The sequence below is a fragment of the Cellulomonas sp. P5_E12 genome, from assembly GCF_054049315.1.
The window spans coordinates 67,194-81,553 of sequence record NZ_JBFUMP010000014.1 but is presented as its reverse complement, the minus strand read 5'-3'; the positions used below and the strand labels follow the sequence as shown (position 1 = coordinate 81,553).

At 71.7% G+C, this 14,360-nt stretch carries 15 protein-coding genes and 1 pseudogene; 4 read left to right on the top strand and 12 right to left on the bottom strand.

What is annotated here, in order from left to right; genetic code table 11:
* Positions 1–39: 39 nt before the first annotated feature.
* From ACXJKA_RS12935 to ACXJKA_RS12910, 6 genes are all read right to left on the bottom strand, one after another.
* The gene (locus ACXJKA_RS12935) at positions 40–1,038 is read right to left on the bottom strand and encodes a DUF1648 domain-containing protein (RefSeq protein ID WP_456825612.1); all 999 of its coding nucleotides are present in this window, start codon (positions 1,036–1,038) and stop codon (positions 40–42) included.
* Positions 1,035–1,385 (bottom strand): GntR family transcriptional regulator, encoded by a 351-nt coding sequence (locus tag ACXJKA_RS12930; protein WP_456825611.1) that lies wholly within the window; start codon positions 1,383–1,385, stop codon positions 1,035–1,037. Before ACXJKA_RS12930 ends, ACXJKA_RS12935 begins: the two co-directional genes overlap by 4 nt.
* A gap of 165 nt (positions 1,386–1,550) precedes the next feature.
* Positions 1,551–2,135 (bottom strand): serine O-acetyltransferase EpsC, encoded by a 585-nt coding sequence (epsC, locus tag ACXJKA_RS12925; RefSeq protein WP_456825610.1) that lies wholly within the window; start codon positions 2,133–2,135, stop codon positions 1,551–1,553.
* Positions 2,136–2,179: 44 nt separating this feature from the next.
* Positions 2,180–3,115: a cysteine synthase A gene (gene cysK, locus ACXJKA_RS12920; RefSeq protein ID WP_456825609.1), complete on the bottom strand. Its 936-nt coding sequence runs from the start codon at positions 3,113–3,115 to the stop codon at positions 2,180–2,182.
* 377 nt (positions 3,116–3,492) lie between these two features.
* Positions 3,493–4,119, bottom strand: a complete 627-nt coding sequence (locus ACXJKA_RS12915; RefSeq protein ID WP_456825608.1) for an SGNH/GDSL hydrolase family protein — start codon at positions 4,117–4,119, stop codon at positions 3,493–3,495.
* A gap of 16 nt (positions 4,120–4,135) precedes the next feature.
* Positions 4,136–4,552 (bottom strand): VOC family protein, encoded by a 417-nt coding sequence (locus tag ACXJKA_RS12910; RefSeq protein ID WP_456825607.1) that lies wholly within the window; start codon positions 4,550–4,552, stop codon positions 4,136–4,138.
* A 78-nt stretch (positions 4,553–4,630) separates the two neighbouring features.
* On the opposite strand from ACXJKA_RS12910, the gene ACXJKA_RS12905 reads away from it, so the two are divergent.
* A complete protein-coding gene (locus ACXJKA_RS12905) occupies positions 4,631–5,713 on the top strand; it encodes a winged helix DNA-binding domain-containing protein (protein ID WP_456825606.1) in 1,083 nt (360 codons plus the stop codon).
* Positions 5,714–6,006: 293 nt separating this feature from the next.
* Here the strand turns inward: ACXJKA_RS12905 and ACXJKA_RS12900 are convergent, their stop codons facing one another.
* Positions 6,007–6,732 carry a MerR family transcriptional regulator gene (locus ACXJKA_RS12900; protein WP_456825605.1) on the bottom strand — a complete coding sequence of 242 codons (726 nt, stop codon included), beginning with the start codon at positions 6,730–6,732 and terminating at the stop codon, positions 6,007–6,009.
* A 33-nt stretch (positions 6,733–6,765) separates the two neighbouring features.
* Positions 6,766–7,510: pseudogene (locus ACXJKA_RS12895) on the bottom strand (GH25 family lysozyme).
* Positions 7,511–7,622: 112 nt separating this feature from the next.
* Between ACXJKA_RS12895 and ACXJKA_RS12890 the strand changes: the two are divergent.
* Complete coding sequence (locus ACXJKA_RS12890; RefSeq protein WP_456825604.1) at positions 7,623–7,820, top strand: hypothetical protein; 198 nt, start codon at positions 7,623–7,625, stop codon at positions 7,818–7,820.
* A 26-nt stretch (positions 7,821–7,846) separates the two neighbouring features.
* Here the strand turns inward: ACXJKA_RS12890 and ACXJKA_RS12885 are convergent, their stop codons facing one another.
* The 4 genes from ACXJKA_RS12885 to ACXJKA_RS12870 all read right to left on the bottom strand — a co-directional run bounded on the left by ACXJKA_RS12885 (position 7,847) and on the right by ACXJKA_RS12870 (position 10,743).
* Positions 7,847–8,890: a Gfo/Idh/MocA family protein gene (locus ACXJKA_RS12885; protein WP_456825603.1), complete on the bottom strand. Its 1,044-nt coding sequence runs from the start codon at positions 8,888–8,890 to the stop codon at positions 7,847–7,849.
* A 30-nt stretch (positions 8,891–8,920) separates the two neighbouring features.
* Complete coding sequence (locus ACXJKA_RS12880) at positions 8,921–9,394, bottom strand: GyrI-like domain-containing protein (protein ID WP_456825602.1); 474 nt, start codon at positions 9,392–9,394, stop codon at positions 8,921–8,923.
* Positions 9,391–9,807, bottom strand: coding sequence for a nitroreductase/quinone reductase family protein (locus tag ACXJKA_RS12875; RefSeq protein ID WP_456825601.1), 417 nt, complete (start codon positions 9,805–9,807; stop codon positions 9,391–9,393). The genes ACXJKA_RS12880 and ACXJKA_RS12875 overlap by 4 nt, the downstream gene beginning before the upstream one ends.
* 153 nt (positions 9,808–9,960) lie before the next feature.
* Positions 9,961–10,743, bottom strand: coding sequence for an SDR family NAD(P)-dependent oxidoreductase (locus tag ACXJKA_RS12870; RefSeq protein ID WP_456825600.1), 783 nt, complete (start codon positions 10,741–10,743; stop codon positions 9,961–9,963).
* A gap of 283 nt (positions 10,744–11,026) precedes the next feature.
* Between ACXJKA_RS12870 and pflB the strand changes: the two genes are divergently transcribed.
* Positions 11,027–13,282 (top strand): formate C-acetyltransferase, encoded by a 2,256-nt coding sequence (pflB, locus tag ACXJKA_RS12865; protein WP_456825599.1) that lies wholly within the window; start codon positions 11,027–11,029, stop codon positions 13,280–13,282.
* Between the two features lie 40 nt (positions 13,283–13,322).
* Positions 13,323–14,207, top strand: coding sequence for a pyruvate formate-lyase-activating protein (gene pflA / locus ACXJKA_RS12860; RefSeq protein ID WP_456825598.1), 885 nt, complete (start codon positions 13,323–13,325; stop codon positions 14,205–14,207).
* Positions 14,208–14,360 lie beyond the last annotated feature (153 nt).

Genomic DNA, 14,360 nt, shown 5'->3' with positions numbered 1-14,360 from the left:
CCTCCCGGTCGCGGCGTCGCCGTCGACGCCCGCGCCAGGCTACCTGGTACCGCGGGTATCGCGTGCCTGGGGGTGGACTCGGGACCGCGCGGCGAGGGTGTTGAGCAGCGCGGCTCCGGTGTCGGCGTCGTCGACGGTCACGACGAACGACCGGCCGCCGGTGCGCTCGACCTGCAGCCCCTCGCCGTTGCGCAGCACGACGCCGACCCGACCCCCGCGTCCGACGCGGTAGCCCCAGCCGCCGAACTCCGGGAACGGGCGGACGGTCACGACGTCGGCACGCACGACCTCGTCGAGGGGCACGACCATCCGGGGCCAGCCGACGGCCGAGCGCACGGTGAGACCGCGGCGGTCGACCGTGACGATGAACCAGGTGCTGGCCAGCACGGCGGCCGCGACGACGAGAGCCGGCACCAGCACCAACGGCGTGGAGAGCAGCAGCCCGAGCACCGCGACCAGCACCGCCACGCCGCCACCGACGAGCAGCGCCGCGCGGCTGCGCGCGTGCGTGACCCAGCTGGCCGTCTCGTCGGGCCGGAGGTCGAGCACGGCGGCCGAGGGCGGCAGCGGTGCGGTCGTCGGCTCGTACCGGTCGCCGGGCGTCAGCCACGCGCCGAGCGCGGCCGCGGCGATGCCGACGACGAACGCCAGCCCGGCCACCAGGCCGACACTGCCGACATCTGCGGCGTCGGCGAGCCCGCGCTGCAGGTCGAGCAGCCCGACGGTCACGGTGCAGAGGAACGCGGCGAGCCCGAGGGCCAGCCCGGCGCAGACCCGGCGGACGTACGCGGTGCGACCCCAGAAGAACCCCACCGCCCAGCACGCGGCCGCCATGACCAGCGAGATGATCGCCGGCGGCCAGAGCAGACCGGCGACGGAGCCGAAGCCGTCGGGTCCGTCGTTCCCGAAGTGCACCGCCACGGGGTCGGGCAGCTCGGCGGACCAGGCGCCTGCGACGACGAACGTGCTGGCGACGAGCGCGCCGGGCACGACGAGCGTGAGCACCGTGGTCACTGCGCGGTGGGGGACCGGGGTCACCGGAGGGCCTCCTTGACGAGGGCGGTCGTGGTCTGGGGTGCGATGCCGAGGGACCGGGCGACGCGCACCAGGGTCTCGATGGCGGCGTGCAGCTCGGCGTTGTCCTGGGCGGGGGCGACCACGACCGCTCCGCGCCCGCGGCGCAGCTCGATCAGACCTTCGTCGCGCAGGTCCTGGTAGGCGCGCAGCACGGTGTGCAGGTTGATGTCGAGGGAGGCCGCCAGCTCCCGGGCGCCGGGGAGGCGCTCGCCGTCCGCCAGCTCGCCGCGCGCGACGGCGGCGCGCACCTGCCCGGCCAGCTGCGTGAACAGCGGGTCGGGGGAGGAGGGGTCGACGCGGAACAGCACACGCCGAGCCTAGTTGTTAGAGGACAACTAGAACAATAACTGCTGTCGCGCCGGTCCGGAACGCGAAGGAACCCGACCGGAGTCCGGTCGGGTTCCTCGCTGCGCCTGTCGGGACCCGGCACGGCCGCCGTGTCCCCACGTTCGTCGCGTCCGTCCGTGCGAGCGTCAGATGTAGATCGCCGGGTCGTCGATCTCGACGTCGAACGGCGCGGCCTTCGGGCGCAGGCGGATGGTCGCGGGGACCCCGACGGCGATCGCCCCCGCGGGGACGTCGTGGATCACGACCGCGTTCGCACCGATCTGCGCGCCGGGACCGATCCACACGGGCCCGAGCACCTTGGCGCCCGCCCCGACGACGACCCCGTCGCCGAGGGTCGGGTGCCGCTTGCCGTGCCGCATCGTCTTGCCGCCGAGGGTCGACCCGTGGAACAGCACCACGTCGTCGCCCACCTCGGCGGTCTCGCCGATGACGACGCCCATGCCGTGGTCGATGAACAGCCGCCGGCCCAGGCGTGCCCCGGGATGGATCTCGATCCCGGTCAGTGCCCGCGCGAGCTGGGAGACCAGTCGCGCGGGCAGCTGCAGGCCCGGCTGGTGCCACATCCGGTGCGCCAGCCGGTACACCCACACCGCGTGCACCCCCGGGTACCCGAGGGCCACCTCGGCGAGCGACCGGGCCGCGGGATCGCGGTGCCGGGCGGCCTCGAGGTCCTCCCTCAGGGTGGCGAGGAGGTGCTGGTGCTCGGGCATGGAGCCTTCGTCCTGTGGGGGTGTGCGGGGGACGTGGAGGACGGTCAGTCGAGCAGGTCCGCGTAGAGCACGGTGGACAGGTAGCGCTCACCGAACGACGGGATGATCGCGACGATGAGCTTGCCGGCGTTCTCCGGGCGGTTGGCCAGGATGGTCGCGGCGTGCAGGGCGGCACCGGACGAGATGCCGACCAGCAGGCCCTCCTCGGCGGCGGCGCGGCGGGCGACCTTGACGGCCGTCTCGGCGTCGACGTCGATGATCTCGTCGTAGACCGTGGTGTCGAGGATCTCGGGCACGAAGTTGGCGCCGATGCCCTGGATCTTGTGCGGGCCCGGGGCGCCGCCGTTGAGGATGGGCGACTCGGCCGGCTCGACGCCGACGATCTGGATGTTCGGGTTGCGCGCCTTGAGCACCTGGCCGACGCCCGTGATGGTGCCGCCGGTGCCGATGCCGGCGACGAAGATGTCGATCTTGCCGTCGGTGTCGGCCCAGATCTCCTCGGCCGTGGTCGTGCGGTGGATCTCGGGGTTGGCCTCGTTGGCGAACTGGCGGGCCAGGATGGCACCGTCGCGCTCCTTGACGATCTCGTCGGCCCGGTTGACCGCGCCCTTCATGCCCTCGGAGCCCGGCGTGAGGATGAGCTCGGCGCCGAACGCGCGCAGCAGTGCGCGACGCTCCTTCGACATGGTCTCCGGCATGGTCAGCACGACCTTGTAGCCGCGGGCCGCGCCGACGAACGCGAGCGCGATGCCGGTGTTGCCGCTGGTCGCCTCGACGATAGTGCCGCCGGGCTTGAGGTCGCCGGACGCCTCGGCCGCGTCGATGATCGCGACGCCGATGCGGTCCTTGACCGAGTTGGCGGGGTTGTAGAACTCGAGCTTGCCGACGACGGTGGCGGGGGCACCGTCGGTGATCTTGTTGATGCGGACCAGCGGGGTGTTGCCGATGAGCGCCGTCGCGTCGTCGTAGATGCGTGCCATGGTTCCTCTTCGGTCGAAGCTGCCGGCCGGCCGGCAGCTGGTGGGGGACTAGCGGAGTCTGGGGCTCCGGCGACGACTGTGCGCCGGTCGGTCAGCGCGGGTCACGAGGGTGTCCACGCCTGGGGCGAGCGCTGGCGCGGGAGGGAACCCGGTCAGGGGATCCTCGCGCGAAGGAACGGCCAGCGCTCTACAGACAGCGACAACAGGGGCGCGCCACGCAGGCGCGCACGAGGACGGCGGGGGCGGCAGCCTGCACGCTCATCGCTTCGTCCTCCGAGACCGGTTCGGTCGGTCAGTGCGCTCGTCGCCCCGCGGGTGCGGGACACGATCGGCCACGACGCTAGCGTCAACGTCGTCGCGCGCGCAAAGCATCCCCATCAGGTGGACGACGGGCCGATCCCGACGGCGTGCAGCCACGCCTCCGCGAGCAGCCCGTGCCCCGCGGGCGTCGGGTGCACGCCGTCGAACGCCCAGGTCTCCGGGGCCGTGCGGACCGCCGCCGCGGCGAGCAGCCCGTCCGCGGGCACGAGCACCGCGCGGTGCTCGGCGGCCACCCGGCGCACCACGGCGATGCGTGGGTCGAGGTCCTCGCGCCAGGCGTGCTGGTCGGCCGTGACGGGCAGCAGGAACGGCTCGATCAGGACCAGGCGGTCGACGTCCGCGACGATCGCCCGGAGATTGTCCTCGTACTCGTCGGTCGACGTCGGGGTGCCGGCGTCGTAGCGGCGCCAGGTGTCGTTGACGCCGACGAGGATCGACACGACCGTTGGCGCCAGGGCCACTGCGTCGTCGTTCCACCGGGCCCGGAGCATCCCCGAGGTGTCGCCGCCGACGCCCCGGTTGAGGAACGTGAGGCCGAGGTCCGGCCGGCGGGCGCCCGCGAGCGCCGCGACGATGCCCGCGTACCCGTGGCCGAGGCTCGTCGGGTCGGAACGGTCCCGGCCCCAGTCGGTGATCGAGTCGCCCGTGAGCAGGACGCGGTCGTGGGGCTGCAGGAACGTCACGGCGGCACGCTAGCGGCTACCCCTGCGTCGGCGTGATGTTCACCAGCCAGTGGGTGCCGAACTTGTCGTCCAGCATGCCGAACGTGGCACCCCACGGCGCGGCGGCCAGCGGGACGACGATCGTGGCGCCGTCGGCGAGCTTGTCCCAGTAGCCCCGGAGCTCGGACTCGTCCTCGCCGCTGAGGGACACCGACGTGCTGCTCTCCGCGGGGAGCTCCATGTGCGTGGGGGTGTCGGCGCCCATGAGGACGAACCCGGAGGGCGTCTCGAGCTGCCCGTGCATGATGTTGTCGGTGTCGGCCGGGTCCTCGCTCGCGTGGAACTCCCCGAAGGTGCTGAGCGTCAGCTCGCCGCCGAACACCGACTGGTAGAACTCCATCGCCGGGCGCGCGGTGTCGCGGAAGTTCAGGTACGGGTTCAGGTACGTGGGCACAGGGGTCTCCTTCGACGGTCCTTCGCTGGCGCCTTTCACCTTTCCACGGGCCGCCGACATGCAACAGGATCGATCTCCATGGATCGCCTCGAGGCGGCGCACCGACGGCTGCACGCCCAGCACCTGTCCGGCCCGCCGCTGCCGGACCCGGCGGCGGTCGTCCGACACCTCGGCGCCGTGCAGGCCCAGGAGCTCGCGATGGCCAGGTGGTCGCTGGGCCAGCGGTCGGCGGATGCCGACGACGCCGTCGTGCAGGCCGCGCTCGACGCGGGAACCGTCCTGCGCACCCACGCGCTACGTCCCACGTGGCACCTCGTCGCACCCGGGGATCTGCGGTGGATCCAGGCGCTGACCGGCCCGCGGGTCCGCAGGCTGAGCGCCTACTACGAGCGGCAGGTGGGCATCGACGACGGGCTTGTCGAGCGCGCGACGGCGGTCATGGTCGGCGCCCTGCAGGGCGGGAACCACCTGACGCGGCGGGAGCTGGCCGAGGCGCTGTCCGTCGCCGGGATCGAGGCCGACGGCGTGCGGCTCGCGTACCTGGTCATGGCGGCGGAGCTGGCGGCGGTGGTCGTGAGCGGTGCAGGCCGCGGCAAGCAGCAGACGTACGCGCTCGTCGACGAACGCGTGCCGCCCACGCCGCCGCGGGAGCCCGACGAGGCGCTCGCCGAGCTGACCCGGCGCTGGTTCACCAGCCACGGCCCGGCCACCGCCAAGGACTTCTCGTGGTGGTCCAGCCTGACTCTCACGCAGGTCCGCCGCGGCCTCGAGATCGTCGGCGACGAGCTCGAGGCCGTCGACGTCGACGGTCTGACCTGCTGGTTCGCCCCGTCGGCCCCGCCCGTGCGCGACCCGTCGCCCACCGCACACGTGCTCCAGGGGTACGACGAGTACGGCGTCGCGTACACGGAGAGCCGTCCGGTGCTCAACATCGCGGGCCGCGCGATCGCGCCGGCGGACGCCAACCAGGTGATCCAGCCGCTGCTGCTCGACAGTCAGGGGATCGGCTGGTGGCGTCGCAAGGTCGGGCGGGGCGAGGTCGCCGCCGAGGTGCACCTGGCCGCTCCCGTGTCGGACGCCGAGATGGCCGCGGTGCGCGCGGCGTTCGACCGGTTCGCGGCGTTCGTCGGCACCTCGGTCCGGGTCGAAGTGGACAGATGACCAAGATCCGTGTAGAGTTCCTCCCTGGATCTCCCGGTCTGCGTGATGGTGTCAGCATCCCATCGCGAAGGATCGGCCCGAATGTGGAACGCGCCGCTATGAGAGCGGCTGACGGCCATGGTTCGGGTGGCTGATCTTCGACAGCCCCCAATGGCGCTGGGGGCGGTTCAAGCCGCGCGCAACAAGGACAAGCGGGCGCGGTGGGCGAAGGCCAACAGGTGCTGACGGACATGCGGCCCCGGTGCAGCCCGCGACGAGAGTCGCGGCGCAGCACCGGGGCCGTTGTCGTCCCCTCACCCCTGGTACAGCCACACCACGTTGGCGTCGGGGTCCCGCACCGCCGACGACCTCGGCATGCCGTCGGACTCGTGCGGTCCGAGCACCTCGGTCGCACCCGCGGCGAGGGCTCGGCGGTGGGCCGTGTCGAGGTCGTCGACGAGCAGACCGATCGTCGCCGGGCCGGCGGCGCCCGGGTAGTCGGCGGTCTGCAGGTGGACCAGGAAGAAGTCGTCCTCGCCGTACCGGCCGAAGACGAAGCCGGAGAAGTCCTCGTCCGCGGTGCGCTGGGTCACCTCGTAGTCGAACCCGAAGGCGTCGATGTAGAACGCGGCCGCGGCGTCCTGGTCGGCCACGAGCAGCTTGATCTGCACCGGCCGGGCGCCTGCCGGTCGGGACGCCGTGGGCAGCCCCTCGTCGGCGACCCGTGCGGTGTCCCCGAGGCTCGCCGCGATCCGTGCGCGCTCGCGCTCGAGCCGGGCGCGGTGGGCGTCGAGCACGGCCGGGGCATTGTCGGGGTCGTCGAGGACCGTGCGGGTGTCCTCGACGGAGAGGTCGGTCCACCGCAGGGAACGGATGTGGCGAGCGCGTTCCAGCTGGTCGGCCCGGTAGTAGCGGTAGCCGGTCGACTCGTCGACGCGGGCCGGGGTCAGCAGCCCGACGTCGTCGTAGTGCCGCAGCGTGTGCACGGAGAGGCCGCAGAGGCGCCCGAACCTGCCGATGGTGAGGTCGTCGGTGTCCACAGCAGAACTGTGGACCCTCGGGTGGCCCGAGGGTCAACGGCCGGCCCGCAGCTCCTGCAGGTCGTCGAGGTCTCCGTCGAACACGTTCACGTCGATGTACGGCTCCTCGCCGTCGTACCCGTCGAGGCGGTCCCGGTGCGAGTACTGCCAGAACGTCCACCGCCCGCCGCCGGTCAGGTGCGGCGGCGTGTACACGGCGCGGATCCAGATCGGCGTGCCGGGGAAGTGCCCGGCGACGTACCGGCCGTACGCGGCCTGGGTCGCGTAGATCACGGGTTCGACGCCGTAGTGCTCCCGCACCAGGTCGACCAGCGTGGTGAGCTCCGCCCGCACGGCCTCGGGGTCGGGCGGGTGCCGCAGGAACGTCCCGTAGTGCTCGACGTCGATCGCCACCGGGAGCAGGTCGTCGTCGGCGGGGACCGTCGCGAAGATGCGCTCCGCCTGGGACCGCCCGGGGCTCTCGAAGCTGAAGAAGTGGTACGCGCCGACCAGGAGCCCCGAGTCGCGCGCCGCGCAGGTTGTCGTCGAACCGGGCGTCGACGAACCCCGACCCCTCGGTCGCCTTGACGTAGGCGAAGTCGACGTCCTGCGCCGCGAGCGTCGGCCAGTCGATCTGCCCCTGGTGCGACGACACGTCGACGCCGCGCACGTCGTACCGCGCGGCCAGGAGCCGGTTGGGCCACAGGACGCCGCGCGCGACGAGCACGGCGAGGAGGGCGAGCACCACGGCGACGGCTGCCAGGAAAACGAGGGCCGTCCGTGCGCGTGGGCTGGGCATCGGCGAAGTCTGGCGCACCGCGGAGCCCGGCGGGGGTCTTTCGTCATGCCCGCGCGAGCGATCTCCGCGCGAGCATGGAACGAGGGGTTTCGACCCCGGACAGGAGATCGACATGCTGACCTACACCGAGGGCTGGCTCCGCCTCACGGGCAACGACCGGCGGCAGCACTTCTTCCGCGACGGCATGAGCGTGTGCGGCCGGTTCGTCACGCCGAGGACCCAGTTCCCCGAGGACGACGGGCCGGATCCGGGGGAGTGCCCCGGCTGCCGGCACATCGTCGACACCGAGCACGGCCAGACGCAGTACTGAGGTCTCGGACCGCGCCGGAGTCTCTCTCAGGCCTCGCCCGGGTAGACGACACCGACCTGGCGGCGGATCTCGTCGGCCGTCTCGAGGATCGCGACCGTCTCGTCGAGGGGGAGCAGCGGCGAGTCCGTGCGACCCTCCGCGACGTAGGTCGCGAGCGCCGCAGCCTGGAAGCACAGGCCGCCGTAGCCGTGGATCCGGTTGGCGTCCCACGTGCCGGCGCGTTCACCGACGGCCAGGGTGACGCCGGCCGGGACGTAGCACCGGTCGTCCACCTCGATCCGACCCACGGAGCCGTACACCTGCGCGGTGTGCCCGGAGGCGGTGAGCATCGACGTGAACAGCTGCGCCTGCGCGGGTCCGTATCCGATCTGTGCGCTCACCTGCGCGTCCACCCCGGTCGTGGCGAGCGACCCGGCGGCCTGGACGCTGGTCGGGCGCAGGGGGAGACCTGCCGCGCGCGCGACCGCCGAGGCGAACGACAGGGGATAGATGCCCAGGTCCAGCAGCACCCCGCCCGCGAGGGCGGGGTCGAGCAGCCGGTGCTTCGGGTCCTGCGCGGCACGCACGCCGTAGTCCGCGGTGATCCGGTGCACCTCGCCGACCAGGCCGTCCTCGAGCACGCGCCGGACGACGTCGGTGTGGGGGAGGTAGCGCGTCCACATGGCCTCCATGAGCAGCACGCCCGCCTGGCGCGCCGCGGCGACGACCTCGCGCGCCTCGGTCGCGTTGCGCGTGAACGCCTTCTCGACGAGGACGTGCTTGCCTGCCCGCAGTGCCAGCAGCGCGTGGTCGCGGTGGTGGCTGTGCGGGCTCGCCACGTACACGGCGTCGACCTCGGGGTCGTCGACGAGCGCGTCGTAGGACGTGTGCACCCGGTCCGCGCCGTGCTCGCGGGCGAACGCCGCACCCCGTTCCGGCGAGCGCGAACCGACCGCGATCAGCCGCTGCCGGGTGTGCTCGCGCAGCGCGGTCGCCCATTGGCCGGCGATGTGGCCGGGCGCGAGGATCCCCCAGCGCAGCGCGGGCGCGTCGGCCGGGTCGGGGGTTCGCGGCTCGGGGAGCGTCAGCATGCGCACAGCCTGGCATCGGCCTCGGTCAGGTCACGGGACGATCGGCAGCACCAGGCGCGTCTCGTTCTGGTTCGGCTCGACCTCCGACGGGTCCGAGACGTACACCTCGAGGAAGTCGCCACGCATCCGGGCCGCCTGCTCCGAGAACCACGTCCGCAGCTCGGCCCAGGCGTCGGGGAGGCCGTCGTAGGTGCCGACGTGCACCGCGACCGCGGCCGGGCCGCCGGGAACCTCGACGACCTCGACACCACCTCCGAGGGCTCCGACCGCCTCCGCGCTGACCCCGAAGCCGGCCGCGAGGTCGACCGAGTCCGTCGGCATGTCGAGATACCAGCCGAACGCCGGACCGGTGATGGCCAGTCCCGCGGCCGTGACCTCCTGGACGACCAGGCCGTAGGCGCGGTCGTAGAAGGCGGCCAGGGAGTCCATGGCGACGCGCTCACGCACCACCGCGACGAGCGCGGTCGGCTGGTCCTCGACGGTGATGTCCATGGCGCGCGTCACGCGTCCCGGCGGGTCAGCCGCAGCACCGGGATCGTGCGCGACGTGCGCTGCTCGTAGGACCGGAATCCCTCCGACCGGTCGGTGAACCTGCTCCAGGCCGTGTCGCGCTCGGTGCCTACCAGCTGCGTCGCGCGCACCTTCACGGTCCCGTCGTCGGGCGTCTCGATCTCGACGTCCGGGTGGGCGAGCAGGTTGTGGAACCACGCCGGGTTCTGCGGCGCACCGCCCTTCGATGCGGCGACGAGCCACCCGGCTTCGCCGTCCGCGATGCCGGCCAGGGGGCTGATGCGCTCCGCGCCGGTCTTCGCGCCCCGATGGTGGAGCAGGACGAGGCCCTTGCCGAACCCGTTCGTGCGGACGTCGCCGCCGTTGGAGCGGAACTCGTCGATGATCCGCTGGTTCCAGTCGCTCATGGGACCAGTGTCGTGCCGGTTGGGCCCGCCTCGCGACCGGCACGCGCGAGGGGGCGGCGATGCCGGATCCCCGGGGCTCGGCGAGCGTCGCTGCACGGCCCGGCTTCATGTCGCGCTGACGTGCACACAGATGGATCGGTTGAGCGGCGGTGGTCACCCCGCGAGGCCGCGAGAACGACCTCGCGACCGCGGCGACCCGATCGCGCGCACGACGGAGCGCGGCATCGCCCGGGCCGCGCCGGACCCCAGCCGGTACCGCACGCTCGGTGTGGAGATGACGGCGCCGCGCCGCACGTCGGCAAGGGCGGTGGCGACGACATCGTCGGCGTGCAGCCACGCAATCTCCGGCAGCCACGACATGTCGATGCCGGCGCGGTCGTGAAACTCGGTGTGGACGAACCCGGGGCACACGACGGTCGCGGTGACCCCGGTGCCCCGCAGCTCGACCGCCAGGCCCTCGGTGAACGTCCGGACCCACGCCTTGTGCGCGGAGTACGTGCCGAGGGTGATGAGCGCGGCGACCGACGCGACGTTGAGGATGGCGCCGCGCCCGCGCGCGGTCATCTGCCCGACGGCGGCGTGCGACAGCACCAGGACGGAGCGGACCATGACGTCGAACACGGACTCCTCGCGCCCGAGGTCGCCGCCCACGAACCGCTGCCCGGGAGCGGCGCCGGCGTTGTTGATGAGCAGCCCGACCGGGATCTCGGTCGACCGGAGCCGCTCGGCGACGCGCGCGACGTCGCTGCGGACCGCCAGGTCCGCGACGAGGACCTCGACGCGGACGCCCGCAGCGGCGTGCAGCTGACGGGCCAGCCGCTCGAGCCGCTCGGAGTCCCGGTCGACGAGGACCAGATCGTGGCGTGCGGTCGCGAGCTGCCAGGCGAACTCGAGCCCCAGCCCGGCGGCCGCACCGGTGATCAGCGCGGTACCCACCGGACCACCGTAGAGAGGGCGCCTGCTGCGGCGACAGGTGCGGTCGCCCGTGACGAGGCGGCGCCCTCATGGACGCCCCGACAGTCGGAACTACCGATGGATGGAGGGCGGGTGGTTCGGGCACGGCTCTGACCTGCGGGCGCGGTGCTGCCGGCCGTGAGGCAGGGGACGACCCATTCCGCCCGCGCACGACGCCCGTCGATCTGCGGTCGTTCGAGGTCTACGGTGAAGAGTCTGCCTGAGCAGGTGGGTGCGGTCGGTGAAAGACCCTCAAGGAGCAATCATGAACACCTCCACCATCGACCCTGCCGCCCTGGAGGCGTGGGCTGGGTTCACCACCGGGCCGTGGGCGGACGGCATCGACGTCCGTGACTTCATCCAGCGCAACTACACGCCGTACGAGGGTGACGACAAGTTCCTGGCGGGACCGACGGCGCGCACGACCGCCGTCTGGGCGCAGATTTCTGCGATGTTCCCCGAGGAGCGCGCCAAGGGCATCTACGACGTCGATGCGCACACGCCGTCGACCATCACGTCGCACGCGCCGGGCTACATCGACAAGGACAAGGACCTCATCGTCGGGCTCCAGACCGACGCCCCGCTCAAGCGCGCGATCATGCCGAACGGCGGCTACCGGATGGTGGAGAACGCACTCACGACCTACGGCTACGAGCCGGACGAGCTCGTGCGCGACATCTTCACCAAGTACCGCAAGACGCACAACGACGGCGTCTTCGACGCCTACCCGTCCGACGTGCGCAAGGCACGCTCCGCGCACCTCATCACCGGCCTCCCGGACGCCTACGGTCGTGGCCGGATCATCGGCGACTACCGCCGCGTCGCGCTGTACGGCGTCGACGCGCTGATCGCGGCCAAGCGACACGACCGGGCGATGCTCGACATGGAGCGCTCGGTCGAGAACGTCATCCGCGACCGCGAGGAGCTGGCCGAGCAGACCCGGGCGCTCGGAGAGCTCAAGGTCATGGCCGCGTCCTACGGGTACGACATCTCCGGTCCGGCGACCAGTGGCCGTGAAGCCGTGCAGTGGCTGTACTTCGCCTACCTGGCCGCCGTGAAGGAGCAGAACGGCGCCGCGATGTCGCTCGGCCGCACGTCGACGTTCCTGGACATCTACCTGCAGCGAGACCTGGCGGCGGGCGTCCTCACCGAAGAGCAGGCGCAGGAGATCATCGACGACTTCGTCATCAAGCTGCGGATCGTGCGCTTCCTGCGCACCCCGGAGTACGACGAGCTGTTCTCGGGCGACCCGACGTGGGTGACCGAGTCGATCGGCGGCATGGGGGAGGACGGGCGCACCCTCGTCACGAAGAACTCGTTCCGTCTCCTGCAGACCCTGTACACCCTGGGCCCGGCGCCGGAGCCGAACATGACCGTCTTCTGGAGCGAGAAGCTCCCGACGGGCTTCAAGGAGTTCTGCGCGAAGGTCTCGATCGACACGTCGGCGATCCAGTACGAGTCCGACGCGCACATCACGTCGGTCTGCGGCGATGACGGCGCCATCGCGTGCTGCGTGTCCCCGATGCGGGTCGGCAAGCAGATGCAGTTCTTCGGCGCGCGGGTCAACCTCGCCAAGGCCCTGCTCTATGCCATCAACGGCGGCCGCGACGAGGTGTCCGGCAAGCAGGTCGCGCCGGTCACCGCGCCGGTCGAGGGCGACGTCCTGTCCTACGACGACGTCGTGGCCAAGTTCGACGCGACCATGGACTGGCTGGCGCAGACCTACATCGACGCGCTCAACGTCGTCCACTTCATGCACGACAAGTACGCCTACGAGCGCATCGAGATGGCGCTGCACGACAGCCAGGTCCTGCGGACCCTGGCGTGCGGCATCGCCGGGCTCTCGGTCGTGACCGACTCGCTGTCGGCCATCAAGTTCGCCACGGTCCACCCGGTGCGCGACGAGTCGGGCCTGGTCGTCGACTACACGATCGAGGGCGACTACCCGACCTATGGCAACGACGACGACTCGGTCGACGAGATCGCGGTCGACGTGGTCCGCACGTTCATGACGAAGATCCGCAAGCTGCCGACCTACCGTGGCGCGGTGCACACCCAGTCGGTGCTGACAATTACCTCGAACGTCGTCTACGGCAAGGCCACGGGCAACACCCCCGACGGCCGCCGCGCCGGCGAACCCTTCGCACCGGGTGCCAACCCGATGAGCGGCCGCGACTCGCACGGCATGCTCGCCTCCGCCCTGTCCGTCGCGAAGCTCCCCTTCGACGAGGCGCAGGACGGCATCTCCCTGACGAACACGGTCACGCCTCCGGGCCTCGGCCGAACGCGGCGGGAGCAGGTGGGCAACCTGGTCGGCCTGCTGGACGCGCAGATGATGTCCGAGGGCTACCACATGAACGTCAACGTGCTGAACGAGGACACGTTGCGCGAYGCGATGGAGCACCCGGAGAACTACCCGCAGCTCACCATCCGGGTGTCCGGTTACGCGGTCAACTTCGTGCGCCTCACCCGCGAGCAGCAGCTCGACGTGCTGTCGCGGACATTCCATGGATCGATCTGAGGTGTCGGACGATCGTTCGGTCGTCGGACGCGGGAGAGCCATGGTCAGCGACGAGGTCACTGGCGCCCAGGTGGTGCCTCTGGGGCAACCTGTCGTCGGGGGTTCGAACGAGCGCCCGGTAGGTCACGGCACCGCCGGGCTGGAGGACGTCGAGTACGACCACGGCGGTCGGCTCGCAGCGGTGCGTGCCGGCGAGCTCGGGTCGGTCCACTCCTGGGAGCTGGTGACGGCTGTCGACGGCCCAGGCACCCGCCTGACCGTGTTCCTGGCGGGCTGCCTGCTGCGGTGCCTGTACTGCCACAATCCCGACACGCTGGAGATCCGACGGGGCAAGAGCGTGACCGCCAAGGAGCTGCTCCGTCGGGTCAAGCGCTACCGGGGAGTCATGGAGGCGACTGGCGGTGGACTGACGCTCTCCGGTGGCGAACCGATGATGCAGGCGCCGTACGTCCGCACACTGCTGCGCGGCGCCAAGGCGATGGGCGTCCACACCGCGATCGACACCTCCGGCTTCCTCGGAGCATTCTGCACCGACGAGATGCTCGACGACATCGACCTGGTCCTGCTGGACGTGAAGTCCGGCCTGCCCGAGACGTACAAGCGCGTCACCGGCCAGGAGCTGGCCCCGACGCTGGCGTTCGGCCGTCGCTTGGCGGAGCGCGGCACGGAGGAGGTGTGGATCCGCTTCGTGCTCGTCCCGGGCCTGACCGACGCCGTCGAGAACGTCGAGGCGGTGGCGCAGTACGTCGCCTCGCTGGGCTCGGTCGTCACGCGCGTCGAGGTGCTGCCCTTCCACCAGATGGGCCGCGACAAGTGGGCTGAGCTCGGCATGACGTACGAGCTGGACGGTGTCCCCTCGCCGGACCCCGAGCTGATTCACCGGGTTCAGGAGCAGTTCCGTGCACACGGCCTGACCACGTACTGACGGGCGGCCCGTCCGAGGACGGACGGACGGACGGATGGAGGGTGGTTCCGGAAAGGGTCTGACCTGCGGCGCCCGTGACATCCGGGAGCACCTCCACACACTGGGTGTCACGCGCTCCACCCACGCGCTCTGACCTGCGGGTTGCGTAGATCA

Excerpts from the sequence above, each read along its gene's own strand:
- epsC (WP_456825610.1), bottom strand. The coding sequence starts at position 2,135 with ATGCCCGAGCACCAGCACCTCCTCGCCACCCTGAGGGAGGACCTCGAG.
- cysK (WP_456825609.1), bottom strand. The coding sequence starts at position 3,115 with ATGGCACGCATCTACGACGACGCGACGGCGCTCATCGGCAACACCCCG.
- ACXJKA_RS12905 (WP_456825606.1), top strand. The coding sequence starts at position 4,631 with ATGGATCGCCTCGAGGCGGCGCACCGACGGCTGCACGCCCAGCACCTG.
- ACXJKA_RS12890 (WP_456825604.1), top strand. The coding sequence starts at position 7,623 with ATGCTGACCTACACCGAGGGCTGGCTCCGCCTCACGGGCAACGACCGG.
- ACXJKA_RS12885 (WP_456825603.1), bottom strand. The coding sequence starts at position 8,890 with ATGCTGACGCTCCCCGAGCCGCGAACCCCCGACCCGGCCGACGCGCCC.
- ACXJKA_RS12875 (WP_456825601.1), bottom strand. The coding sequence starts at position 9,807 with ATGAGCGACTGGAACCAGCGGATCATCGACGAGTTCCGCTCCAACGGC.
- pflA (WP_456825598.1), top strand. The coding sequence starts at position 13,323 with ATGGTCAGCGACGAGGTCACTGGCGCCCAGGTGGTGCCTCTGGGGCAA.